The sequence below is a fragment of the Enterococcus sp. DIV0213h genome, from assembly GCF_051711285.1.
Lineage (GTDB): Bacteria > Bacillota > Bacilli > Lactobacillales > Enterococcaceae > Enterococcus_D > Enterococcus_D casseliflavus.
Window position 1 is genome coordinate 3621349 of the sequence record NZ_JBIOMH010000001.1, and the last position, 24823, is coordinate 3646171.

Here is a 24823-nt window from a genome sequence, read left to right on the forward strand (position 1 = left end):
CTAGCCGTAATTACTTTTTCATCTTCCTGTGTGTACCATTATCTAAGCTAACCGTTAAAGCTAGTTTTATCTTATAGAACTTAGTAAAAAAGAGTTTCTCTTGACTACTATCTCTCTTACTTTTATCTAACTTTAAGCTTCCCTGCAATCAGCCCTACTAGAAGCAATAAACTGCCGGAAAGAACAAACACCCACCGTACATCAAAAACATCTGCCACCTGTCCCATCAACAAGGTGAATAAAGCAAAAACACCGGAATTCAAGATGCCTGAGGCAGCGTAGATGGCAACCAATCGATCGGCTGCTACTTTTTGTTGGATCAATGAGGCTTGTGGGATATTTTTGATCTGGGAAAAAAGCCCGATTAAAACGGATAATCCTAGAATCAAAAAGCGGTCGCCTGATAGGGCAACGGCAACGGTGATCAGTCCGCCTAAGACAGCGCCCATTACAATCGCTATTCGTTTGTTTTTATCAAACCGTTCGGAAAATCGCATCACCAGCGAACTTCCTAGCAACGCACCAACAAAATAAGTGGCGTTGATATAGCCCCACCAAGCATCAGGTGCCTGCATCACTTCTCGGACGAATACTAACACAATTGCGGACACCCAGGCTGTATTGGCGATACTTTCCAGCATGTCCATGCCAACGATCACCCGAACCAGAGGATCTTTCATAATCCAGCGCCAACCAATAAACAACTGGTGTCCTAATGGCTGCTTTTCGTTTTTTTCTCGAGTCGTTCTAGGCAAAAACGCTAATACTATCGAGGCACTTAGAAACAAAAAGCTGTCTAATAAAACCAACTGATGAGCAGAAAATACCAGCAGCAAGGAGGTTCCGATCGCCCAGCTACCGATGTTGACTGTTTGAAGCATCGAATTGAATATTCCATTGGCTTTGACGAGGCGATGCTTTTCCACATATTTCGGGATCAAGGCACGGCTAATTGGTTCTGAACAGCCGTCCAAAAACGAAATCAATGCGACAAGGCAATATAAAACCAATAGATTCATCGTTTCAGCTTTCAAATAGAGATACGCGGTCATAAAAAAGAGTAAGGCTGTTTTGCACATCTGGCTGACCTTCAGCACTTGTTCTAAGCGAAAATAACTCGTGATGACAGGTGAGAGAAAGCCGGAAATGATACCGCCTCCTGTTACTAGCACCGGGACAAGCGCCGCTGCCAAAGCAGAGTCTGTCCAGCTAAAAATAGAACTGATAATTGCCACAATATAAATGGTATCCCCGACATTCGCCACTGTTTGGCCAATGATCAATTGGGTAAATCCCTGATTCTTCTTCATTTGTTTTCCACCTTTACTTAGAAATAACGATTGCTCGTTTTTCTAGTTATCGATCGCCATTTGCTAAGTAAAGGATTTTATTTTGTCTGATTCATTTGTGGGGCCTCCTCTATCTGGTGTTGCCTAGCTGTCTAATAGTTCTACTATACCAGATTGACGGGCAAAATTATCTTATGTACACTATAATCACATTGCTCAAGGAGGCAACTATGAATGATTTAGGAACCACGTATCGTAAAATCAGAAAAAGCCGCGGCATCACACAAGCGCAAGTTTGTAGAGACCTGCTTTCAAGAACCACCTTGTCTAAATTTGAGAATGAAAAATTAACACCCTCCGTTACCCTTTTTATCGAACTTTTAGCGCGAATCGATTGCAGTTTTGATGAATTTTTTTACATCGCCCAAGGATACCGTTTAAATGAGAAACAACAAATCTTGCATCAATTTTTCTCTATGTTTTCCAACCAGGACCTAAAAGCATTGCTTGCTTTGAAAGAGCAATGTTTACTTTTCCAAAAAACATCCGTCAGTAAAACCATTGACTTATTGTTGTATGTAATCGACTCTCTCACAGCGCTCTCAATGAATGCAGAAAAAGAAATTCCTTGCCTGCCCAAAGTTCTTTTGACGGTTCCCTGGGATGCGCTTCAAGCTTATTCCGACTGGACCCTTGATGATATCAAATTGATCAATTGTCTTTTATACCACTTTCCAATTGAAACGGCCCACGCCATTGCCCGCCAATTGATCCAACAGCTAAAAAAATACGAAGCACTAGAAAATACTGTGCCTTTACAGTGTGCGATTCATTTGAATGTCGCCTTGCTTTATCTGCAAGAGCAGCAACACCAAGAAGCGAAAGAAGCCGCGGAACAAGCCCTGCTATTGGCAAAAAAGAGCAAGCGCTATGATTACTATTCGTTAGCCACTGCTCGAAAAAGTTTTGCGATCAGAGATTCGGATTTGTTTGAGCGAGCAAGACAGATGGCGTCGTTGTTTGAGGATAAATGGACTTGTGAGTTGATTGAGAAGGAAGGACGACAGTTTTTGGGTTGATGGCAGGTCGTCGGATGGCTTACATTAACTAAATTTTCATAACCGTTCTCCAATGATCACTACGTCATTAAATCTATCTAATACCAACTGGTCGTAATGATGTAAAGATAGTAAAACTATTTTATCATCAATCTTAAGTAAATAGTCCAGCACAACTTCCTCCATTACTTTGTCCAGAGCAGAAAAAGGCTCATCCATAATTAAAAATGATGCGTCTTTATACAAAGCTCTGGCAATTGAGACCATTTGCTTTTGACCACCACTAAGGGCGCTAACCTCTTTCGAGAAAAAATCATCCTGCTCATTAATAAACATTTTTTTTATCTTACGTAGTTTCTCTTCATTCACATCGCTAGAAAAGCCTGTAATGTTGTCGATTACACTGCCGTTGTATAGTTTTATGTTTTGTGTCACGGCACTGATTTGAGAAAAATAACCTTCTTTTTTCAAATGTTGGATGTTTTTACCATTAATCAAAATTTCTCCACGATATTTATTATTAGCCAGCATCAAAGCAGCATATATCGTTGACTTTCCGCTACCATTTTTCCCTATCATTGCATAAGAATTTCCTTTCTCCAAAATAAAACTATTTGGATCAACTTCTCGTTTGTTTTCCATAAGAAAAGTTACATTTTTCATTTCTACTTTATCTATAACAGAATGGAAGTCCTCTTGCTTTTGTGAATCTTCTGATTGCAAAAACTCCATCATTTCTTGTCGAATTTCCTTTGAAGAGTAAATATCTGCTAGCGTATTGGAAAACCAGAAAATAGGTGTTGTAATTGTACCAGCAGCTTGTGTGATAGCAATCAATTCCGCAAAAGATAAGCTCTTTTGTGTAATGAGAATAGCACCAATGACATACATACCAATTTGTAATAGCCAAGCAAACGAATCATTTGAGACAGTTACGATCGACTTTTCTTTTTTTAATACAAACATTTTTTTTGCACTCTGTTCACTCGAAGAAGCAAACCGTTTTTCCAAAAAATTATCTAGAAAAAATACTTTTCTAATTATGGAGTGATCAAAAATATCTAGCAAAACGTCTGAGTTATTTCCCAAACTATCATTGTATTTCTTTTGAGAAGGGGATATCTTGTTTGACATTTTTTTCGAGACGAGTAACGAACAAACAGCAATAAGAATCAGATAGCACAGAATAATTTTGTTTAAAGAGAAAATAAGAATCGCACCAAAGCTAAATGACAAACCAAAATATATTAAACTAATCAATGAAGGAATATAATTATCCACGATTAAAGGGATGTCATTACTAAATACCTTAATTAGTTTTGAAACCTTTAATTCTTCTGTCACATGTTTAGCAGCTTTGCTGTAAAGCAATTGATTCAACTCGTTTTGTGAACGAGAATAAAATTTAATTGAAAAATATTGTGAAAACCAATTAACTAGACACAAAAGAATCAATACACTCAGATTTATTGTTGTCAATCTAACCAGATCTAAAGCGTACTTACCTTCTGCGACAGACATATTGTACTGAATTAATTTTGATAAAATAGGACTATACGCTGAGTAACATACTAAAAAGAATATCGATAAGAAACCCAAATATTTATTTTTTTTCAATAATAGTCTAAACATTATTTACCTCCAATACGTATCTTTGATACTGATCTTTCAAAATTTGTTCAAGAGAATCACCAGTACGCTCATAGACACCTTTCTTTCCCCTAAAAAAATTATTTTTTCACTTTCTGAATCAATTTTAGCTACAAAATAACTTATCTATTTATTCTTTCTTTTTTTTAAAAAGCATATTACACTTTCTTTAGAGAAATTAATTTTGTACAGAGTACTCACTTTTTAAGGAGGTTGTTTATGAGATGGGATGCAGGAAGTATTTACAAAAAGATACGAAAGAGTAAAGGATTAAGTCAAAACGAGGTTTGTGGCACTAGCATTTCTAGAACAACCTTGTCAAAATTCGAAAATAATAAACTTTCACCTTCCTATGACACGATGGTCTATCTGTTGTTGCAAATTGATATGAGTGAAGAAGAGTTTCAATTTGTATGTAATGACTTCAGCTATGATTTAAGGGATGAAATTATTACTCTTTTCTTTAGACAAACGTCGAACTTAGAAACTGCTCAACTTTTCAGGTTACTTGAAAAAGGAAATAAATATTTGAAAACAGCAGACGATATTTTTATAAGAAACTTGATGAAAATCATTCAAAGTCTCACTCTACTGACTAATGACCAGATTGAGCAAATCGATTGTTTACCAAAAATCATCATAAGTGATGTCTGGTCTAAATTGTCAAAAATGGATGAATGGTACTATAGCGAGCTTCGTCTAATTAATAGCTTTATGTATTACTTTCCGATAGAAACCGTCCTTTCGTTTCTTCCAAAACTGCTTGAAACTGTTGAAAAATATGAAAAATTTACCCCTATGATTACAATTAGACTATCTATTCTATTAAATGTAGGATTACTTTTGATTCAGAACAACCATAAAGAAGTTGCAATTCCTCTACTCAAAGAAGCAATCGATCTAGGAAAAGAAGCGAAACGATATGACTATTTGTCGATTGCCAAAGTACGTTATGCTATCTGCATAGATGATTACAAAATGGCTTGTGAAGGTTTTCTCTTGTTGGAAATGACCGAAGAAAACGATATTTTAGAGCATGTGAAAAAAGAATGGGCAGTTTTCTCTTCTTAATTAAATGCTTACCTATTTCCTTTTATGTACCGATGGACAAAAGACTGAACTATGCAGAAACCAAAAAGCTATAACAACGTTGGTGTTCACTTTTTCCGCCAACTGAAAGAAATTAGCGAAAAAAGAGTAAACTCACAAAAAATGAGTTTACTCTAGATCAATATAATAATTAACTGCGCCCTTCCTCATCCATCTCTCGATAATCAAATTCATAAAACACAGCTTTTGTGTCATAGCCTGCATAGTCAACCGCTGCTAGTCCGACAAATGCTCCGGTGAAGAAGCCGCCGCAAGTTTGTAATACATAATCATCCGAGAGAATAGCAGAATCAAATTCGATTGGTAAATCTTGCCATGTTTCTCCATCAAAGGAGTAGGCATATCTATAGGTCTGCTTGCGGACTTTTGTTTTGAACCAGACAAAATCCACAGCATCTGGAATGGCAATCGCATTTTCTCTTAAGTAGGACGTATAGGTTCCTTGGTTGTTTTCAGCTACTTCAATTACTTTTCCATTTTCTTCATTCCAAGTGATAAAAATGAAGGACCAGTGTTGGTCATTATAATAATTGGTTAGTCCTGCCATTTGTTGGTAAGAAAATGGATCAAATTTTACTTTTGTTATTGCATCAAAATAAAAGGTTTGCCAACGGCGTGCGATCATTGAAAGATCATGGCGATTTGTTAAGCTTCCTTTTCCAATTAGTTCTAGTTTCCCATCGCCTACACTGCCCATTTCTGCTGAAAATGGTACACGAAGGGTCTGCCAGTTTTTATTGAGCTGCTTCTCACTAAAGTCATCATAATGAGAGCGGCTACTCAAAACTTCGGTAGGTGCTGCATCTTTAGGTGCCTCCACGCTTGTTTGTCCCCCATGTCCACCAACGATTCTTGGCCAGTTTTCAGAATCCCATTCAACTTTTTGAATGGCGGTCTCACGTCCTAAAGTTGACCATCCGCGAGGATTTGTCACCGACTCGTTTTCTCGATGTAAGGGTCTTGCACATAGCGATGCATAGTACCATTCGCCTGACGGAGTAGACACAAGTGCCCCATGTCCTTGCTTTTGCAAGTATGAATGAGGCGTATCGTAATTGGTTAGAAACGGACCATGAGGATCGGTCTCGAACGAATCAGCTTCCAGTGAAGAGGATCTAGCTACGACTTCTTGATGGGTAAAGACAGTTCCACCTTCTGCCACAAATAAATAGTAACGCCCATTTATTTTGTATAGATGCGGCCCTTCAACTAATCCTACATTCGTTCCTTCATAAATCATTCGAGCAGTTTCTGGTTTCAACTGCATGGTTTCTACATCAAATTCGGTCAGTGTAATGCCATTGAAAGGATTTTTATACTCTCGATGGTCCCACGTCTGTTGCACGAGGTATTTTTTGCCATCCTCATCATGAAACAGAGAGGGATCAAAGCCAACGCCATTCAATCGAATCGGTGTAGTCCACGGTCCATGGATGTTCGTTGCGGTAGTCAAATAGTTGGTCATGTCCTTAAACGCCCCATCCACAACTTTTACGTCGGTAAACACCAACCAAAATTTGTTGTCTGCATAGGATAAGTCTGGTGCCCATATTCCACCAGACGACGGATTTCCCTTCATGTCTAGCATCTCTACTGAATCGAGAGGAGCATCCAGCAGTTTCCAATGGACCAAATCTTTTGATTCGTGCAAACGAATCCCAGGGAACCATTCGAACGTTGAATTAGCTAGATAGTACGTATCTCCTACTCGGATGATGGACGGATCAGGATGAAAGCCGGATAAGACAGGATTTTTTATTTTCATAGAAACACCTCTTTTTTTAAATTTAAGCTACAGTTTTTGATTAGTATTCATTTCAAGCCGTTCGCTCTTGTTGCCCCACTCCTCAAAAAACAAATCAAGTGAAAATCGTCGAATCAAATTACGATACACGCCGTAATTGATTGCACCACTAAGAAAACAAAGATACGCCAAAGAAAAATACTGCATCAAAAAGATCGACAGTCCAATAAATGCACTATTGTAAACAGTGACTGAAGGCAAACGGTAGCTTATCAGCAATGACCATTCTAGTTTCTTCTTAAATGGGATTTGAGTGACGCGGGAATCGCTTGAGATCAGTAAGACAAAGAGCATACTGCTTAATAAAAAACAGCTCGTAAGGACAAATGGCAAAAACATAACAGATCGTTGATATACTATCAGTATTTTCAGTCCAAAGAGAATCAAGAGAATGATCAGAGAATACAAGAAATATAATCCCCAGTTTTTCTTCAAGCATTCTCGATAGTACTGAGAATAGTTCTTTCTATTCGATAAATGCTCTGGGTTGTTAAATAAGCCGAATTGAGCGGACAGACTTGCAATAAAAAATACTAGGGGTACCCAAAAAAAGACAATATTATTCAGAGTCAATCGAAGAAAAAACAAGTGCATCAGGAGTAAACTATTCGACAGGATGAAATACAGTTGATAAACCAAAAGCCGATAGGCTGAGTGGACAATGGCAACGGTCCACTCAGAAATAGCGTGAAAGAAAGGATTCATACTTACCTCCTATCCTTTGATACCCGAACTTGTGACACCTTCGACAAAATACTTTTGCGCGCTGAAGAATAAGATGATGGCTGGCAACAATGAGATCACCGACATTGCAAACACTTGATTCCATGGGGTGTTAGTAGATGGGTCAACGTTGAGCCGCAACGCAAGAGATACTGGGAATTTGTCTTGTGAAGTGATATAAATCAATGGACCTAAGAAATCACTGAAACTCCAAACGAATTGAAAAATCACACAAGAAATCAGTGCAGGTTTTAATGCCGGAATCAGGACACGCCAGAGAACACCGAAAGAAGAACAACCGTCAACGATCGCTGCTTCATCGAGATCCCGTGGAATTGAACGCATAAACTGGATCATCATGAACACGAAGAAGGGTTCTTGTCCTAAAAATGAATTGGCCAGTAACGGAACATACGTATCTAATAGATCCAAGCGATTCCAGAAGAGATACAAGGGGATTCTGGTTACGACTTGAGGTAAAAACATCGTTGCCATTAACAACGAGAACATGATTTTCTTGAATGGAAAGTCAAACCGAGCAAATCCATAGGCTGTAAGAGTCGCCGAGACAACAGTAAAAAGAATCTTTGGAATGACGTATTTAAAGGTATTGATAAAATACAAGGTGAACGTATAATCGCCCTTGGTGTTCCAACCATCAATATATGCTTGGAAATCAATCGATGAAGGAATGAAGCCGATTGATGTGAAAATCTCTGTGTTCGTTTTGAAGGACGCTCCAACCATCCAAATAATTGGATACAGCATAATCAGTGCAACGACCGTCAACAAAACATAGCGAATCAGTGCTTGACCATGCTTATTCGAGTGCTTCTTTTTTACAGATGCTACAGGGGTTGCCTCCATTTATTTCCCACCTCCATCAGAATAATAGACCCATCGTTTTTGGCTCGTGAAAAGAAGAACCGTTGAACAAACAATCAACGCAAACAACACCCAACTTGCCGCACTTGCGTAGCCCATATCAAATTCTTTAAATGCTTTATCATAAATAAACATCGAGGACAGATACGTGGCATTGAGGGGACCACGACCGGTGACAATAAAAGGACCGTTAAATTCTTGAAAGGCATTGTTCAGTTGCATCACTAAGTTGAAAAAAATGGTTGGTGTGATCAAAGGAATCGTAATTTTGAAAAACTGGGTCACCCTTGATGCGCCGTCCAAACTCGAAGACTCATACAAATCCTGGGGGATTTCCTTCAACGCAGCTAAGAAAATCAACATTGAGGAACCAAATTGCCACACTTTCAAGAGAATCAAGACGACCATTGCGCCTGTAGGTGTCGATAACCAGTTAATTGGCTCGATGCCAACGGTTCCTAGAAAAATATTCACCAAACCTTCTGGTTGAAACATTGATCGCCAAAGCACACCAACGGCCACATTTCCCCCTAGAATCGAGGGAATATAATACGCCGTCCGATAGAAATTGATGGCTTTTAATTTGAAATTCAGAATAAACGCAACGAACAATGCAAACCCTAGTTGAAAAGGCACAGTAAACACCGTATAAATCAGTGTCGCCCGCATCGAATCAAGAAACGTTTGATCCTTAAAGAGATTCACATAATTTTGAATGCCTAAAAATGCAGGTGTCTGTCCGACACGAGCCAAAGAATAATCGGTCAGTGAGTAATAAAATGAGGACAAGATCGGCCAAGCGGTCAACAGTAAAAAGCCAATCAGCCAAGGGGTTACATAGATCAAGCCCACTTTTTCCTTTTTCATAAAATCCCTCCAAACTTTTTGACAACGATTCACGACACTTCATGGAAGCAAACAAAAGCCATTCACTCCCATAAAGTATGCGGATAGTTGTCTATTGCAATTTATAGTCTTTCGCAAGCTTTTCGGCTTGTTCTTTTGTTTTCGTGTAGACGTTGCGAGCAGCTGTTTCTAAATCCGTTCGTCCTAATTCGACAGCTTCCATTTCTGCAGTGTAAATAGTCGTTAAGGTACCATCTTCATAGAACGGTGTTTGGTTGATTTTTGCGACACTTTGGGCGTACTCAAAGCCTTCTTTCATCACGCCTGATAATTGTCCATCTTCCGTCAATACTTCGATCGCTTTGCTTGAAGCAGGAATCCCTCTGGAAAGACCCAAAATTTTATTTGCTTCCTCGCCATTTAAAAATTCATTTAGAAATGTGCCTACTTCTTCTGGATGCTCGACATTTTTCCGAACGGCAAAAAGGAGTGAAGGTTTTGACATTAAATTCACCTCGGTGCCGCCTTCTGCGATTGGGTAGTCAACGACGACCATTTCATCCCCTACTTCTTTCAATGCTTCATAATTAGAAGACATACTGGCATTCCAATCGATGCCACCCGCATATTGTCCTTCAATCCACTTTTTGTTAGTGGCTAAGGATACAGGTTCTGAGCCGACATTTTCTAAATAATCTTGTCTTGAAACGAAGACCCCAGCATCTGCCATTTCCTTATACCAAGTCATCGCTTCTAAATAGTCTTGTTCTGTCCAATTCATATTTCCCTGTTCATCAAACTCAGACGTTCCAGTCTTTTGTTGCAACCAAATGGTTACCGGAAAACGCCAAGTTGGGGATACGACACAAAAGGTCCCTTCTGGTAACTTCTTAGCGGCTTCCACATAATCGTCCCACGTCTTCAACGTAGCGACATCAATACCATGTCTTTCATATTCGGATTTGTTTAAATACATAACTAAAGTATTTTCCCCATAAGGAACGGCAACTTGCTTTCCATCAACTTGTCCGAATGCCAAAAAATCAGGATCATAGGTGGACAGATCCAAACTATCGATTGTATTAAGATCATAAAACCCGTCATTTTGCCCGAATTGCGGCACCCAATTGTAGAGTAAAGTCGTGATATCCGCCAAAGTATTGCCAGCATACCTCGTCGTGAAGGCTTGATCCAAATCGCCAAAGCCGCTCGGCTCTCCTTTTACTGAAATTTCAGGATGCTCCTTTTCAAAATGAGCGATCATTTCCTGGGTTGCCTGATGACGATCATCATTTCCCCACCAACTAAAGCTGATTTCTACTCGATCACCACTCCCCGTTGTCTCAGTCTTTTTCCTCCCAGCATTGCATCCAGCCAACACCAGTGATACCGAAAGCAAAGAACCTACCACTATCAATTGTTTTTTCCATTTTTCCATCACTCTTCCTCCTGATTCTTTTTAGTAAGTTGGATAAACTAACTTATATTACAAAAAATTTATCTCTGGTTGAAATCTTTTTTCTTAGTGATCTAAACGAGCTATTTCTTCTTTGAAACCTAGCACTTATTTTTCTTTTTACGCATAAATTTGACGTCCATGTGCATCTGGAATGCCGCTTTTACGATAAAAATACGTGTTGATTTGATCCCGCCAATCTCTAGCAGAACGAACTTGTTCTTGCAATCGTTCGGCGACGTTTTGATAACTTTCTTCATCGATTTGTCCCTCTAAGGAAGCCCACTCGGTAACATATTCCTCTACTTTTTCATAGCCTTCGAAATGCGTGTCATAGATGTGTTGAATGATCGTTTTGCCGCTTTGTAAGACATGGTCGTATGGCAGATGGTGGAAAAATAAGACAAGTTCATCTGGGCAAGTTTCTACATTTTCGTATGTTTCACACCAAGCATCCGCATACTGCCTTACATAGCCGGTGCCGTCTTTTAACGTTCGATTGACGCCAATGCCCTTTCTATCCGCAAAGTGATACGTCCCCCATCTATCATATTCGTAGCCATCGACATCAGGCCCATAGTGATGATTGGGACGGACCATAAAACCGATACCTAGTGGGGCAGTATAATTTTCATAGGTCTGATAGGACGTAGCGAGGATTGCAAGTAGTCTTTTTTTTGCAGAATCATCTAACTCAAAGGACAAATCGATCCATTCGCAAAGAATAGCTTCTGTGCTTAATTCATTGTTCCAAATCAATCTGCCATAGCCAAAAAGGTTCGCTTGCGCTAGCTTGTGTCCGGTCCAATTATCATCCATGCCGACATTGACGACTGCTGCCACGCCAGAGTATTTAGGATTTGGACTTTGCTCTGGTAGAATCTTCTTTACTGTGGCGTGTTCAAGTGGATGCTTCATATCAAAATCTAGCACATCTTTCCACATCGGTAGTAAGCAGCAAATGTGCTTTTGTTGTCCGGTATACTCTTGCGTCACTTGGAATTCCAACATTTGATTGGTGTGTTTTAACGCGCCAAAAAGCGGCGTCACGGGTTCCCGTACTTGAAAATCAATCGGTCCATTTTTGATCTGTAAAATAACATTTTCCTCAAACGTACCGTCTAATTTCATGAAGTGGTCGTAGGCAGCTTTGGCACGATCAATTGAGCGATCTCGCCAATCCTGTAAACAGTCATAAACAAAGCAACGCCATATCAGTAGCCCTCCATAGGGTTGCAACGCCCGTGCCAGCATATTGGCACCATCATTATGGTCACGCCCGTAAACAAACGGTCCCGGTTCCCCTTCAGAATCAGCTTTGACTACAAACCCACCAAAATCCGGCATTACCTGATAGATTGTATCTGCTGTTTTTTGCCAAAACGCAATAACTTCCTCAGCTAACGGGTCGGCGGTCGTTAGTCCTCCAACGGATAAAGGTGCCGCAAAGTTGATACTTACAAACGTCCGAATCCCATAGGTAGCGAATGTATCTGCGATTTTTTTAATCTCGATCAAGTATGATTCCGTAATAAACCATTTGGCATCTCCGCGAACATTCACGTTATTGATAGAAACCGCATTCATTCCGATGGAAGCTAAGAAACGCGCATAGTCGCGTACCGTTTCATGGTCTTGCCGAAACTGATTGTTTGAAAAGAAAATCGATTCTCCAGCGTACCCACGTTCGATCGTCCCATCAAAATTATCCCAATGATTGACCATACGAATGGCTTGATTGGGAATCGACCTCAAATTTTCTGGCAACTCAGTGGTTCGAATCACATGCTTGTAAAGTTCAAAGAAGCCATATAACCAGCCTTTACTAGTGTTCGCATAAACGACTGTCTGATTGTGCTCATAACTGATCTCAAATCCTTCATCCCCAAGCAGCGCATCCATTGCCTTTTTGAAATATAACTCTGCATTTGCCTCTTTCACATAGCGGCACATTGGAAATAATGTCTGCATCTCTCGTTTGATCGTATCCGTCAATTGGTCCGACTGCTCGAAACTATATGTCGAAACTACATCAGTTGCTACACGCTTTTTTAGCCAACACTCGTCTTTCTTTCTCATTGCTTCATCCCCTCTTTTATCTAAAAAATCCCTTTCGGCAGTTTCCAAGCAACTTCACTTTCTATGTGAATCCCTCCTTAGAACTTTTTGACTATTTGATAGACGAATAGAAACCGAGGCTTGCCGACACTCTGTTTGAGAATTGGAATGCGTCAATCCCCTGTTATTTTAACTTCCCCATTTGAAACACAAAAAAAGGATTGGACGACTGTCCAATCCTTTTGACATAGCGAAATAAGCATAAGGCATCCTGCATAAAATCCCAGAAAATCTGCTTTTCCTACTAGAAAAAGAACAGAATATTAGGTACAATAAACAGGTCGATACCTTAGGGTATTGACTATGGCAACTTGATTAGTCAGTTCGCGTGACTTTTCAAGGCCTCGTATTGGAGCGCCAACTCTGATACGGGGTGCCTTTTTTTATTCGGTTTCTATTCCCCTCTATTGTATAGAAACCCGTTTTGGAAAGCAAGACCAAATCTGTTTGAAATGATTTAATAACAGAAATGATTTATGTTTTTTTGATGGATAAAGTAATCGATGTGTACAATTTGTTATTATGCTGTAATCTCTTTGACCGTATTAATATTATCATATGAGGTGATTTTGTGTATCATAGAATTCGCGACTTACGCGAAGACAAAGACTTGAATCAAGAACAACTTGCTAAACTACTGAATATCAGCCAAACCACTTACTCCCGCTATGAGTCAGGGAAATTAGACATTCCTACTCAATCTCTGATCAAACTTGCAGATTTTTATTCTACTAGCGTCGATTATTTGCTTAATTTAACGGACCATCAAAATCCTTATCCTCGTAACTAACAACATGATATGAGCAAAAACGCATAAAAACCAATATGCGATAAGAGCATAATTTAGAATAGTATCGAGGTGACGTGAATGTTTCAGCGAATCCGCGATTTGAAAGAAGACAACGATTTAACCCAACACCAGATCGCTACTCTTTTAAATATTTATAGTCAACGTATTCTCGGTACGAGAACGGTGAGCTAGATATCCCTATTCAAACGTTGATAAAGTTAGCAAATTATTATGATACTAGTATTGATTATTTAACAAATATGACTGATGTCAGAACTTCTTATAAAGCCAGTGAGCACTGATACCGAAATTTCATTGTAATAACGCTTTTAAATCATTCTAAGAGATGAGTAGACGCTCATTAATCAGTTTCTTCTCTCCGATTTTCTGTTTATATTAATGACTGGATCTGTTTTTAGGTTAAAAGTGATAAATAGGAAGAACTCACTTAATGTTTGCTAATAAAGCAATGGATTTGTTAACATTATACTCTATGATACTTACATAAACATCAATAAAGAGGTGATTTTTGTGTATAAGGAAAAAGTGTTAGTGATCCGTATTCAAGAACTTGTGAAAAAACATGATATTTCTTTACGAGAGCTTTCTAGGCGTGCGGACATAGATATTGCCCGGCTAAGTGAACTATCCAGTGGAAAACGACAACGGATCAATATTGAATACATCGAACGAATAGCTGAGGCTTTGAATATAGATGATATTCGTGAGATTTTGACGATTGAGGATAAATGAAAGCTTTCATAGACAGCACAACATTAGTATATTATTTTTATCGATTCTATTCATGTTAAACAGACAGTATAACAAGATAGGCTTAAAAAGCGAAATTACTTGAATTTCAATAATGATTTTCTATCGATCGACTTTTAAATACATAATAAGCACGAAGTGATACTTATATAGGTATCACTTCGTATTACTCTTATAAGCAAATTTTTTTAAAAAATTTGCTTACCAACAATAAAACCCAATAAGCACAAGAGATCAAGAGCTATAATATAATTAAGTACACAATGTGTTCCCGTAGTACGTTCATCTTTACTGTATAAATCAATAAAGAAAACTCAACAAATACTATTTCAAGCCTGATTAAAAAATACCGCGTCGCTTCATTCGCTTAGCGTATGACGGTTATGTTACTCTTTTATTAATCATAAAAGGATGGGGATAATAAAATGAAACATAGAAAGTTAGAAACAGATGCAGCAACATCTAAAAGGATGGGGAACGTCCATTTGAAAGGAAGCAAAGCTGAGAACCTCTTAGCGCTCTCCCTGTGGCACCAAGGCATACGTTATCGGAAAAACTATAAAAAATTACCTGGTTCTCCTGATATTGCAATCACAAAATATAAAATCGCTATTTTTGTTGACGGAGAATTTTGGCATGGACAAGATTGGGTAAATCGAAAAAAGAAATTGAAACGAAACAGAGATTATTGGATTGAAAAAATCGAGGAGAACATCAAACGTGATAAAAAGAATGACCAACTTCTAATTGATAGTGGATGGTTACCGATCCATTTTTGGGAAAAAGAAGTTTTAAAAAATTTGGATAGCTGTGTGATCAATATTTTAACTAGGATAGAACTGCGCAAATAAACATAGAGTTGATTCATTGCATCTCCTCAATAAATCAACTCACTTTTTTTATTTATCCTTATAGGAAGGGCATTTTGTTCAACATATCGACAAGTATTTTGCCTTTTATCCAGAGATCTTGGCGATACATTGAAATACCATTGATCTCTACGGGTTTATCAGATGAATCCGCACCAGATCCCCTAAAAAATACAGTATTAGTTGCTGATTTAGGGAAATTTATCGATGTCATCACCGTTCCATTTTTATTGACACGCACTTGTCCATCTTTCTTTTTTTTCACAGTTTCAACTAGCTTGTTCTCAAAAATCAAATAACGAACAGATTCCCAAATCGGGCGTACCTCTGTCTCAATAAACTGTTCATCGAAAGACAAACGTTTAAACCCTTTAAATCGTTTTTCAAGTAATTTATCTTTAGAAGAACTTTCCTCGAAAATGATAAATAAAAATTGTTGCTCGTTGAATTCAGCATAAACGGTAGATTCTTCAAAAAGTATATCTTTTTGCATCCACTCATCAAAATCGATTGGGAACATTTTAGTATCTTCTGTTCGATTTCCTCTAGATGTTTGTGTAATAGTTTTTGCTCTCAATCCAATTTCACTGAATAATTCGATTTTCTTCATTTTATTTGAAGAAGCACCAAACATACGTACAACTATTTGCTCAGTAACAGATTTTGCTACGTCATTTTTATCATTCAATTTGATTGGAATATCAAAATGTTCCATCAATTGTAAAACCGTCATTCCCTGATAATTCAATGTAAACTCTTTAAGCTGTTGATCGATCTCAGCATATGTACCAAAATCCTTATCCAATTCTTCAAATCGTTTACCAAAATACTTTTGAACCATAGTAGTGACCGTCGACCTTTTCAAACGAAACCTAGGTGGATTGGGCCATTTAGGTGCGGTATCTATCAACATCAAATGTGGTCTAAGTTTAGATGAAATCGTCGAGTAATGTTCTTCCGGAATTTCCTCTGACTGCAATTCTACGATATAGTTTTTTACTAGAGACCAATCATTCGACAATCGTTCTTTATCTGCTTCATCAAATTCATGAAAATCATAACCTTTGATTGGAAAATCAGCATATGCGGCAGCTGGTACTGTCACATCAGAATCATATAAATAATAAACTAAAAGCATTTTTTCTAACTTTTTCCAAAAATGTGAACTTTCAAAATCTTGTGTAATGATAGATTTGGGAGAAACTGCGGTAATAGACATCGGTTCTTTCGCTTCAAATTGACCTTTGACCTTTTTAGACATTCTAAGTCCTGTAGTTTTCAGTTCCACTTCCTCACCGTCAACTATCAAATCAGGTTCTTGTCTTGAATCAGCAGGATATCCTAAAACAGACTGCTCAATCACGTCGCCAGCAATACCTGTAATTTTGGGATGGACTATCGTACGATCAAACACGCGGTTTTTATCCACTTCACCTAATGTCTTTTCCAGAACATTGTCCAAAATCATTACTAAATCTTTTTTTGTAAAGCAATGCAAATTTTTTTCCAAATTCTTCATCCTTCTTTAAATTATTTATATACATATTTCATTCATATCCTGACTTTCTTCATATGTTTATTATAACATCAATAAATTGAATTTAGATCTTGATCTTTTTTTAATTTTAGTGTATAATGACCAATAGATATATCGAAAGGATGTTCGTATAATGAAACAAAAAATGAAAGTATTAGAACTTTTTGCAGGTGTAGGCGGCTTCCGCGTTGGGCTCGAACATTCCGATCCCGATTTGTATGTAACTAAGTGGGCAAATCAATGGGAACCATCTCGCAGATCCCAAGATGCGTTCGAAGTTTATGACTATAACTTCCCAGATAGTGAAAATTTAAATATAAACATTGAAGAGATTTCTGATGATGTTTTCGAAAAAATGGATGCAGACATAATCGTAGGTGGATTTCCTTGTCAAGATTATTCAGTCGCTCGGAGTAAGAAACATGAAATGGGGATCCAAGGTAAAAAAGGCGTTCTTTTTTGGCAAATCATACGTGCTACTAATCATATTCGCCCCCAATATTTGATTCTTGAGAATGTTGACCGTCTGTTAAAATCTCCTTCCAAGCAAAGAGGACGTGATTTTGCTATCATGCTTACCGCGTTCAATCAACTAGGATACTCAGTTGAATGGCGGGTCATCAATGCTGCTGACTACGGCCGGAGCCAAAGGCGCAGACGTGTTTTCTTCTTTGTTTATCGAAACGACACAGATTTTGCAAAACGATTGGATAAACGTTTCGAAGAAAATTCATCTTCTGAGGACTTATTTGTTGCTGAGCATCGCTATGATGAGTATATATTCAATGATGGATTATTTGCTCGGCAATTTCCGATAGTTAAACAGCCTTATAAAAATAGAGAGGCTTTTTACGAACTTTCAGAAGATATAGTAGAAGTTTCTGATGGGTTCACTGGGAAAGTTTGGAATACAGGTGTTATGCGTCATGGGCGTTATTACACTATAGACACTTTACCACTAGGTGATGAACGTCCTATAACCTTAGGTGAAATCATTCAGCCATCTGAGATGGTAGACGAAAAGTATTATTTGACAGACCCAAATAAACTAGAAAAATTCCAGTATTTACGCGGACCGAAAAAAATCGAACGAACTTCTGCCGAAGGCCACAAATATATTTTTGCAGAAGGTGGCATGTCTCCATATGATGATTTGAGCATGCCAGGAAGAACGATGCTTACCTCTGAAGGATCAGTAAATCGCTCTACTCATATTTTATTTATCGATGGTCGATATCGATTATTGACACCAATAGAAGCAGAGCGGTTACAAGACTTCCCTGATGACTGGACAAGATTCAAAAAACTTTCGACGGGTGAAATTGTAGAAGTCTCTGATCGTATGCGCATGTTTTTCATGGGAAATGCATTAGTGACAGAGATAGTAAAACGGATCGGTGATGGGCTAAAAGATATTTTAGAAGCATGATCTCCAACTGTTTGTTTTCAAAAACTCAAAAATATTTCTAAAAAAAGCGTCAATCGTACTCAACATAACAGTATGGTTGATGCTTTTTTCTGATTTATTTTATATTAGTTTATTATCTAACAATATTTTATTTATATACTCCGAATTAGCCCAAAACGTTCGTCTCGTTATAAATTCACCATCACTAAACTGAAACGTATCCTTAGAATTTGCTGCTTTAGGACGAACATGGAATCCAATATTTGAACTTACTTTAGGAAATCTCGTTGAATCCCCTAGCAAGAAAGCTTTTCTCACTAAATTGAAAGCTTCCTCAGCCTTTTCTTTCCAATCTTTAGCCATTGTAACTGAAAAAGATGAGATAAATTTAACGTTCTTAATATCGTTATTCTCATTCAAAAAAATAACATAGACAGGGTACTTCCTTCTTATTTCTTTTAAAAATAGGGAGTCTTCAAAAACTGGGTAAGCGTCGTCGTCCATATATTTTTCTCGTTTATAAAATTCTTCAAATGTAGAATTAGGGAAAGGAAAATTTTCTTTAACTTTATTCCCTTTGTATGAAATAGTACGGAAATACTCCATATCGATACCCTGCTGTTCATTAAATCTCTTGATTATCGATGATACTGAATAATTATTTTGCTTGTTCTTGATGACATAATCGCTCAAAGCTCTATCATCATTACTTTCATTCTCCTTAATATTTATAGCTTTTGACTTAGATAGTTTCCTTTGTATCTTCATAAAAGATTGATTTGATTTATAGTCATTGATTTCTATATTCATTTCTTTTGCTAACGATTCAATCTCTTCATAATACATTTCTAAATCAGTTTCTATAAAAGAGACTAGTCCGTCGTTCTCATCGAGCCTCCATACTACAAAACTCTGAAAATAATTCTTCCCATACCTTAGAAAAATAGACTTATCATCAGCATTACGATATAAATCATCCCACCACTTCCCAATCTGCAAAGCTATATCTATTTTCGTAAGTAGTACCTCATTATCCTTGATTGTTGCAACAGCCTCCCCTATATCCTTTTCTAAGTTCGTTTTATTAAAGTTTTTACTTCTTCCTGGGTCACCTTTTGCAATATAGAATAATTTTATAAATTCCAAAGAAGATAATCCCCTATATATTTTTGAGATTTCTCCAGTCTTTAATACTTTTAATTGGTACTTCTTTAACATTTTATTCAGTTCAACAATATCTTTCGACACACCAATAAAATCTTCTTGAGTTATTGGAATTTGGTTATTTAATCCCCAAGTGATAGTTTTAGATAAATTTCTATCTCCTTTTATGAATATCGTTTTAACAATGATTGAATCTAAAACTGCATTCATTTTGATATCTAAATTTGGGAGTTGAAAATCACTTATCTCTATTTCCTTAATAAGTTCATCTTTAGCAATAAAAAAATTCGTCAATGTTTGGGCACCGTTAATAACACTGACCAGTTTCGGGTTTAATTTAACAAGATGCGTTGAAGTATCCAGTAGAGCATGTTCATCCATGTAAATATTTATACCGTTATGTTTATACCAAAAAATATCGGGATTAAATTTCTGTTTCGTACTTTCTGTTATACCAAAGTAATTCGATAAGCTATCCAATAGATCCGTGTCAGTATTTTCTTTAGCAACTTGATTAAAAAGTCCCACTTTTAAATAATTTTTAAAATCTTCTTTTAATTCTAAGCCATTTTTTTTATTTTCGATTCCGGTTCTCACGTTTAGTTTAAATAAATGTTTTCCTCTAATATTGAATAAGCCTTTTAACTCCAACATAGATACATTGAATATTTTCGCTTCTAATTTTACTTCTTTGATTCTAAGCATCTCTAAATAATTTATACCTTCTTGATCAACTTTGAGATGCAACTCTTCGGGTGTCTCATAGTAGATAGAGGTGATAAAACTATACATGTCATTAACTATTTTACGCTCTTTTGCATTATCCGATTCTTTTAAAAAGATTCGTAAAGATTCTCTTTCCTGTTCCCAATCGTTGAAAAATACATATAGCTCGTATATTTTTTCCCCTTTCTCAATTTCATTCCTTAATTCTAATAGATTTTTTTTCAGCAGCTTGATCTCATTTCGATCAACAATATTTATATTTCTGTAATCTGCTATCAAAATAGTAATAATACTACTATCAGTTTGTTTTTCTATAGAATAAAATCTGAACAAAGATTTGAACTTTTCGGCTTTCAAATCTTCAATCGTAATAATCTCGTTATCTATCAATATAGATTTTAATTCATTTTTCATAAACCCACTCCTGATTCAATAATTGTAAACTTATCTTCGATAATTTTTCTCTTTTTATATTTTTCTGATTCGCTTTTATAGTTTTTATCAATATAAGTGAACAAATTAGCTTTTTCTTTCCGTAGGAATCTAAGTATTTTTTTTGGATCTTCCTGTTTCAAACTAGTTTCAAATTCGATCCTCCGGAAACAATATTCCAATTCAACATCTACGAAATCACCTTTATTCGATCTATTTCTTTTTATGTAGGAAAGTCTCTCCATTATAGGATCTTTCCGCTTGTCTTTCTCTGGAAATATAGTTGATTCATTTAAATTAAAGTATTTTGACAATTGTGCTCGAATCGTTACTTTATCTTCTGCTAATATTCTCGTAGGTTCACAATAGTATTCTTCAGGAATTTTGGAAAAAGCTTCCCCTCCAAATAGAATAAAGCCACCGCTCTGCATTTTTAATCGTTCATTATTATAGCTATGTGTGATTACTTTGAAATCTTTCGAATATGGAAAAAATTCATTAGCAACTAGGCTATCATAATAATGATTTAAATAATCTGAGTTAGGAGAAAAAGACTCTGGAAATACAAAAGTATATACGAACCCATCGTCTTCTTGGTTGTCACTAGCAAAATAAAGGGCTGGTAGAATACTAAACGTTATATCAAGTAAACGACTGATTTGTAAAAAATGCTGTCCTGCAATTGTTTTTGAAAGTTTAGTATTATCTTTTGATTGAGGAATATCATAATCACTTAGTAATTCAATAAGTTCTTTTTCTAATAAGATTCCGGAATCATTCCGAAATAAAGACGGCATCAACTTGGTATCTCCATAATCTATGGACTCTCCACGGAAACATACTAACGGCTTAGTAGAATTGTTATCATTTATAAGTTCCTTTTTTATATCAACATTTTTCATGATTTTTTCCATATAATACAAAATTTTATTTTTCATTAAACCCTCCAACTATTTTGAATTAATGAATTTTAGTTTTATAAGTATTTCACAAAACAGTTTGTTTCATTGACCATTACACATTCATGACTTGACTCTGATCGATAAGCTAAGCGCTGTTTCTACTTATATACAACTATACCGCCGCATTTTGAATACGTTTACATATAATCGTAGTTTCTTCTTATTATAAAATTATACACTAAGTTATCATCGAATTGGCTAACAAATTTTTTATTTATCCCATCAGTTTGCATTCCAGTTATTCAATCTAAGTAGAATACACTTATTCGAATTGATTAAAATTCAAATAAATTTTTAGATAATAATCTTATAAAAATACCAAATTAATATTACAAAGAAAGAGAGTATCTTACTGCTAGCAATCTATTGTTTCCCAATTTACAAAGAACATATCACATGATAATACATTTTTTCTAAAGACACATTATTATGGAGTATGAGCTTATTTTATCAAGCATCAACCACTAGTTGATTGATAAAAATCAGAAAAAAATATACTCTAACAATGAAAAGAGAAAGGACGGGATTAAAATGTTACTACAAGATATGTTGAAAACCTTAAGAAATACAAATGGATATACTCAAGAACAAATTGCAAACAAACTTTTTATTTCAACACAAGCTGTTTCTAAGTGGGAAAATGGATCTTCTGTTCCATCGATAGATAATTTATTAGCATTATCTGATTTGTATGATATTTCACTAGATGAATTGGTTCAAGGCAGTCCATACTTTAAAAAGCCTTATCTTGTTGGGAACAAGTATAATGGAAAAAAAGGGTTACTCTTTTTGATTGTTTGGTTACTTATTAGTTTGCTATTCACAGGCTTTGGATATCAGCCATTCTGGATATTTCTTATTATTTTTTCTATGGGAATATTTGTAGTTTTGCCCACAATTTTTAATGATTACTGGGTTATCGAAAGTGATGGTATTTCTATCAAAAAATACTCAAATAATGATTTGCGTAAGCTAATAGATTTATTAACAAATAAAAAAACTAGCAAAAAAATCAACTATGATGGTCTCTTATCAGCAGAAATTATTTACGAAAAAAAAGTACGGCTATCACCCTTTGATTTTGGTTTCGATATGTTCTATCTACAAATATCATCTGAAGATGGCCAATATAATCTTGATTTCGATGCTTCAGTTAAAAATTTTTTACCACAATTTATGATGTTTTTAAAAAGACATGGTATTGAAGTCATAGATGATCATAATGTCATAGAGTTATTGATTTTAGGAAGATCATTGTATGATTTTTTTAATGATCCTGCGTAATAAGTTTACATACATTCTGATAGAATTTAGTATTAATAATTTTAATCTACTTAGCTATGAATATCATATATTCATACTATTTATCCCAACTAGATATTATGATTCATTGCATTATTTGGACATTCTTCACACCAACAAAAAAACGCTCCACAATCTAAATTGCGAAGCGCCTGAAAATATCGATATAAAAAGATTAACGTTTTGAAAACTGTGAAGCTTTACGAGCTTTCTTAAGACCTGGCTAAACAAACTTTTGTTTTTTAATGTTTTACACTGCTACAAACAGCGCAAAATTAAGGTTCTCTTATTCATGAAGTTTTACTAAGCAATATAAAATTATATTCTGTCATTACCTCAAATCATTACCACAACTTGGCGAGTTGGCTGATTGAAGAATAGCAATCACTTTTTCATTAAACCCTTAACCCTCTATCGTCCGGTGACCAAAATAGCGATATACCGGGTTTAAAGACATAGCGTCCGGTGAATCGTCCGGTAAAAGGTTCTAAAACTATGAATATTATGAAACATCGTCCGGTCGATAAAACGTTGATATAATAAGATTTATATTCTATCTTCCGGTAAATCGTCCGGTAAAGATAAAAAAATTAATTAAAATTAGCTAGCTTCAGTGGCTATCAGGTAATATCTAGTAGCTGGCCCTCGCCCCTCAGAACCAATTATGCTTGCTTTCTTCAGACTAGATAATAGTTCAGATGTGTAGCTTTTTTGCAAGTCTAGGGCATCTTGGATCTCTTGGCGGCTAGCAAGTTTCCCATCACTAAGATATTGAACAATCGAAATCATATTACGATTCAATTCCATAGTATTTAGCTTATAATTCATATTATACAAGACAACAGTAAATAAATTATGTGTTGCAATTAATTCTGGTTGACGCATAAACCCCTTATACAGAGAATAAATGCGGCGAATTCCAGAACCGTAATTTTCAATATAGTTCATTTTATCCAAAGCATTTATCAAAATAGGATTCCGTTTAGCATTCGCTCCTTGTTTTATGTCCTCAACCGTTAATCCATCTGGAAGAGAGCCCGGTGAAGAAATCGCTAATCTATCATCAAAAATCTCTATTTTAATATCTGAACTCATAGTATAGTCTCGATGAACGAAGGCATTCATTATTGCTTCACGGACTGCATCAATCGGATAAGAATAATTCTCTATTCGCTTGCCATTGTGTCCTAGAGTAATTTGAACCCTGTTACTTAGATGAATATATTGAATTGCATCATCAATTTGTTTTGCCACAGAGCCTGAAAATATTTTTTTATCTCGAAAAGTGACTACATCCAGTCCTTCATACACCGCTACTTTTGAAATAAATGGATTCTCATCGCTAACTATTAATGCAGCGTTATTGAATTGATCCTCTACCTTTTTCTTAAAATCCAACCCAATAACATCAAATTTTATTCCTTCTTTTGTAAAAGCCTGCTCGGCGTAATTAAAGGTTAAGTCATTCCGTTCAATTTTTTCGCTATCGAAAGAATTGGCAATATGCCGATTCATCATTCTTCTTATCTCCGAATCACTAGCACGTCTTTTCGAACTGCCATTACGTATATATACGCCTTTCCAGTTCATTCCTTCCCCGTCAGTATAATAATAGGGTTTATTAGAACCCGCACTTACAGAAATTTTAAAAGGTGTACAATTAGGATCAACCAGAATTAAACCCGTAACTTCTGGCCTAAATGCACTGGCTACCCAATTACTTAATAGTTCTTCCCATTCTTTATATTGCTTACTCTTATTAGGAAGTTCAACTGGTATTCCATCATCACTAGCACCTAAATAAATCGTTCCGCCTGTATCGCTATTTAAAAAAGATACGATCTCTGCCTTTAGATGATTAGGCTTCTTGGGAACTGATTCCTTGTATTCTATGTTATATCCTTCATTAAGTTCAGTCAATTG

Annotated in this window: 19 protein-coding genes and 1 pseudogene; 8 read left to right on the forward strand and 12 right to left on the reverse strand. The window is 36.3% G+C overall.

Going from position 1 to position 24823, the window contains the following annotated elements:
- Window positions 1–122: 122 nt before the first annotated feature.
- Window positions 123–1310 carry an MFS transporter gene (locus tag IGI77_RS16960; protein ID WP_438770405.1) on the reverse strand — a complete coding sequence of 396 codons (1188 nt, stop codon included), beginning with the start codon at window positions 1308–1310 and terminating at the stop codon, window positions 123–125.
- A 209-nt stretch (window positions 1311–1519) separates the two neighbouring features.
- Here IGI77_RS16960 and IGI77_RS16965 point away from each other — a divergent pair, with 209 nt between their 5' ends.
- The gene (locus tag IGI77_RS16965) at window positions 1520–2368 is read left to right on the forward strand and encodes a helix-turn-helix domain-containing protein (RefSeq protein WP_438770406.1); all 849 of its coding nucleotides are present in this window, start codon (window positions 1520–1522) and stop codon (window positions 2366–2368) included.
- A 36-nt stretch (window positions 2369–2404) separates the two neighbouring features.
- On the opposite strand, the gene IGI77_RS16970 is transcribed toward IGI77_RS16965, so the two are convergent.
- Entirely contained in the window at window positions 2405–3979 is a 1575-nt protein-coding gene (locus IGI77_RS16970) for an ATP-binding cassette domain-containing protein (protein ID WP_438770407.1), read from the reverse strand.
- 237 nt (window positions 3980–4216) lie between these two features.
- Here IGI77_RS16970 and IGI77_RS16975 point away from each other — a divergent pair, with 237 nt between their 5' ends.
- Complete coding sequence (locus tag IGI77_RS16975; RefSeq protein ID WP_438770408.1) at window positions 4217–5068, forward strand: helix-turn-helix domain-containing protein; 852 nt, start codon at window positions 4217–4219, stop codon at window positions 5066–5068.
- A 169-nt stretch (window positions 5069–5237) separates the two neighbouring features.
- Here the strand turns inward: IGI77_RS16975 and IGI77_RS16980 are convergent, their stop codons facing one another.
- The 6 genes from IGI77_RS16980 to IGI77_RS17005 all read right to left on the reverse strand — a co-directional run bounded on the left by IGI77_RS16980 (window position 5238) and on the right by IGI77_RS17005 (window position 12900).
- On the reverse strand, window positions 5238–6872 hold the full coding sequence (locus IGI77_RS16980; RefSeq protein ID WP_438770409.1) for a glycoside hydrolase family 43 protein: 1635 nt from the start codon (window positions 6870–6872) through the stop codon (window positions 5238–5240).
- Window positions 6873–6899: 27 nt separating this feature from the next.
- Window positions 6900–7616: a hypothetical protein gene (locus tag IGI77_RS16985; protein WP_438770410.1), complete on the reverse strand. Its 717-nt coding sequence runs from the start codon at window positions 7614–7616 to the stop codon at window positions 6900–6902.
- A 9-nt stretch (window positions 7617–7625) separates the two neighbouring features.
- The gene (locus tag IGI77_RS16990; protein WP_438770411.1) at window positions 7626–8501 is read right to left on the reverse strand and encodes a carbohydrate ABC transporter permease; all 876 of its coding nucleotides are present in this window, start codon (window positions 8499–8501) and stop codon (window positions 7626–7628) included.
- Complete coding sequence (locus IGI77_RS16995; RefSeq protein ID WP_016621141.1) at window positions 8502–9386, reverse strand: carbohydrate ABC transporter permease; 885 nt, start codon at window positions 9384–9386, stop codon at window positions 8502–8504.
- Between the two features lie 91 nt (window positions 9387–9477).
- Window positions 9478–10803: an ABC transporter substrate-binding protein gene (locus IGI77_RS17000; RefSeq protein ID WP_438770412.1), complete on the reverse strand. Its 1326-nt coding sequence runs from the start codon at window positions 10801–10803 to the stop codon at window positions 9478–9480.
- A gap of 138 nt (window positions 10804–10941) precedes the next feature.
- A complete protein-coding gene (locus IGI77_RS17005) occupies window positions 10942–12900 on the reverse strand; it encodes an alpha-glucuronidase (RefSeq protein ID WP_438770414.1) in 1959 nt (652 codons plus the stop codon).
- A 610-nt stretch (window positions 12901–13510) separates the two neighbouring features.
- Between IGI77_RS17005 and IGI77_RS17010 the strand changes: the two genes are divergently transcribed.
- From IGI77_RS17010 to IGI77_RS17025, 4 genes and pseudogenes are all read left to right on the forward strand, one after another.
- Window positions 13511–13729: a helix-turn-helix domain-containing protein gene (locus tag IGI77_RS17010; protein ID WP_438770416.1), complete on the forward strand. Its 219-nt coding sequence runs from the start codon at window positions 13511–13513 to the stop codon at window positions 13727–13729.
- A gap of 78 nt (window positions 13730–13807) precedes the next feature.
- Window positions 13808–14031, forward strand: a pseudogene (locus IGI77_RS17015) (helix-turn-helix domain-containing protein).
- Between the two features lie 229 nt (window positions 14032–14260).
- Window positions 14261–14482 carry a helix-turn-helix domain-containing protein gene (locus IGI77_RS17020; RefSeq protein ID WP_438770418.1) on the forward strand — a complete coding sequence of 74 codons (222 nt, stop codon included), beginning with the start codon at window positions 14261–14263 and terminating at the stop codon, window positions 14480–14482.
- Between the two features lie 443 nt (window positions 14483–14925).
- Complete coding sequence (locus IGI77_RS17025) at window positions 14926–15351, forward strand: very short patch repair endonuclease (RefSeq protein ID WP_438770419.1); 426 nt, start codon at window positions 14926–14928, stop codon at window positions 15349–15351.
- Window positions 15352–15409: 58 nt separating this feature from the next.
- Here IGI77_RS17025 and IGI77_RS17030 read toward each other — a convergent pair whose 3' ends face one another.
- Entirely contained in the window at window positions 15410–16879 is a 1470-nt protein-coding gene (locus IGI77_RS17030) for a MutH/Sau3AI family endonuclease (RefSeq protein WP_413129669.1), read from the reverse strand.
- A gap of 172 nt (window positions 16880–17051) precedes the next feature.
- Between IGI77_RS17030 and dcm the strand changes: the two genes are divergently transcribed.
- Window positions 17052–18335 carry a DNA (cytosine-5-)-methyltransferase gene (gene dcm, locus IGI77_RS17035; RefSeq protein ID WP_438770549.1) on the forward strand — a complete coding sequence of 428 codons (1284 nt, stop codon included), beginning with the start codon at window positions 17052–17054 and terminating at the stop codon, window positions 18333–18335.
- Between the two features lie 99 nt (window positions 18336–18434).
- Here the strand turns inward: dcm and IGI77_RS17040 are convergent, their stop codons facing one another.
- Both IGI77_RS17040 and IGI77_RS17045 read right to left on the reverse strand, forming a co-directional pair.
- Entirely contained in the window at window positions 18435–20618 is a 2184-nt protein-coding gene (locus tag IGI77_RS17040; RefSeq protein ID WP_438770422.1) for a hypothetical protein, read from the reverse strand.
- The gene (locus tag IGI77_RS17045; RefSeq protein ID WP_438770424.1) at window positions 20615–21574 is read right to left on the reverse strand and encodes an FRG domain-containing protein; all 960 of its coding nucleotides are present in this window, start codon (window positions 21572–21574) and stop codon (window positions 20615–20617) included. The genes IGI77_RS17040 and IGI77_RS17045 overlap by 4 nt, the downstream gene beginning before the upstream one ends.
- A 555-nt stretch (window positions 21575–22129) precedes the next feature.
- Here IGI77_RS17045 and IGI77_RS17050 point away from each other — a divergent pair.
- Entirely contained in the window at window positions 22130–22882 is a 753-nt protein-coding gene (locus tag IGI77_RS17050) for a helix-turn-helix domain-containing protein (protein WP_438770425.1), read from the forward strand.
- A 618-nt stretch (window positions 22883–23500) separates the two neighbouring features.
- Here IGI77_RS17050 and IGI77_RS17055 read toward each other — a convergent pair.
- Window positions 23501–24820, reverse strand: a complete 1320-nt coding sequence (locus tag IGI77_RS17055; protein ID WP_438770427.1) for an ATP-binding protein — start codon at window positions 24818–24820, stop codon at window positions 23501–23503.
- Between the last annotated feature and the right edge of the window lie 3 nt (window positions 24821–24823).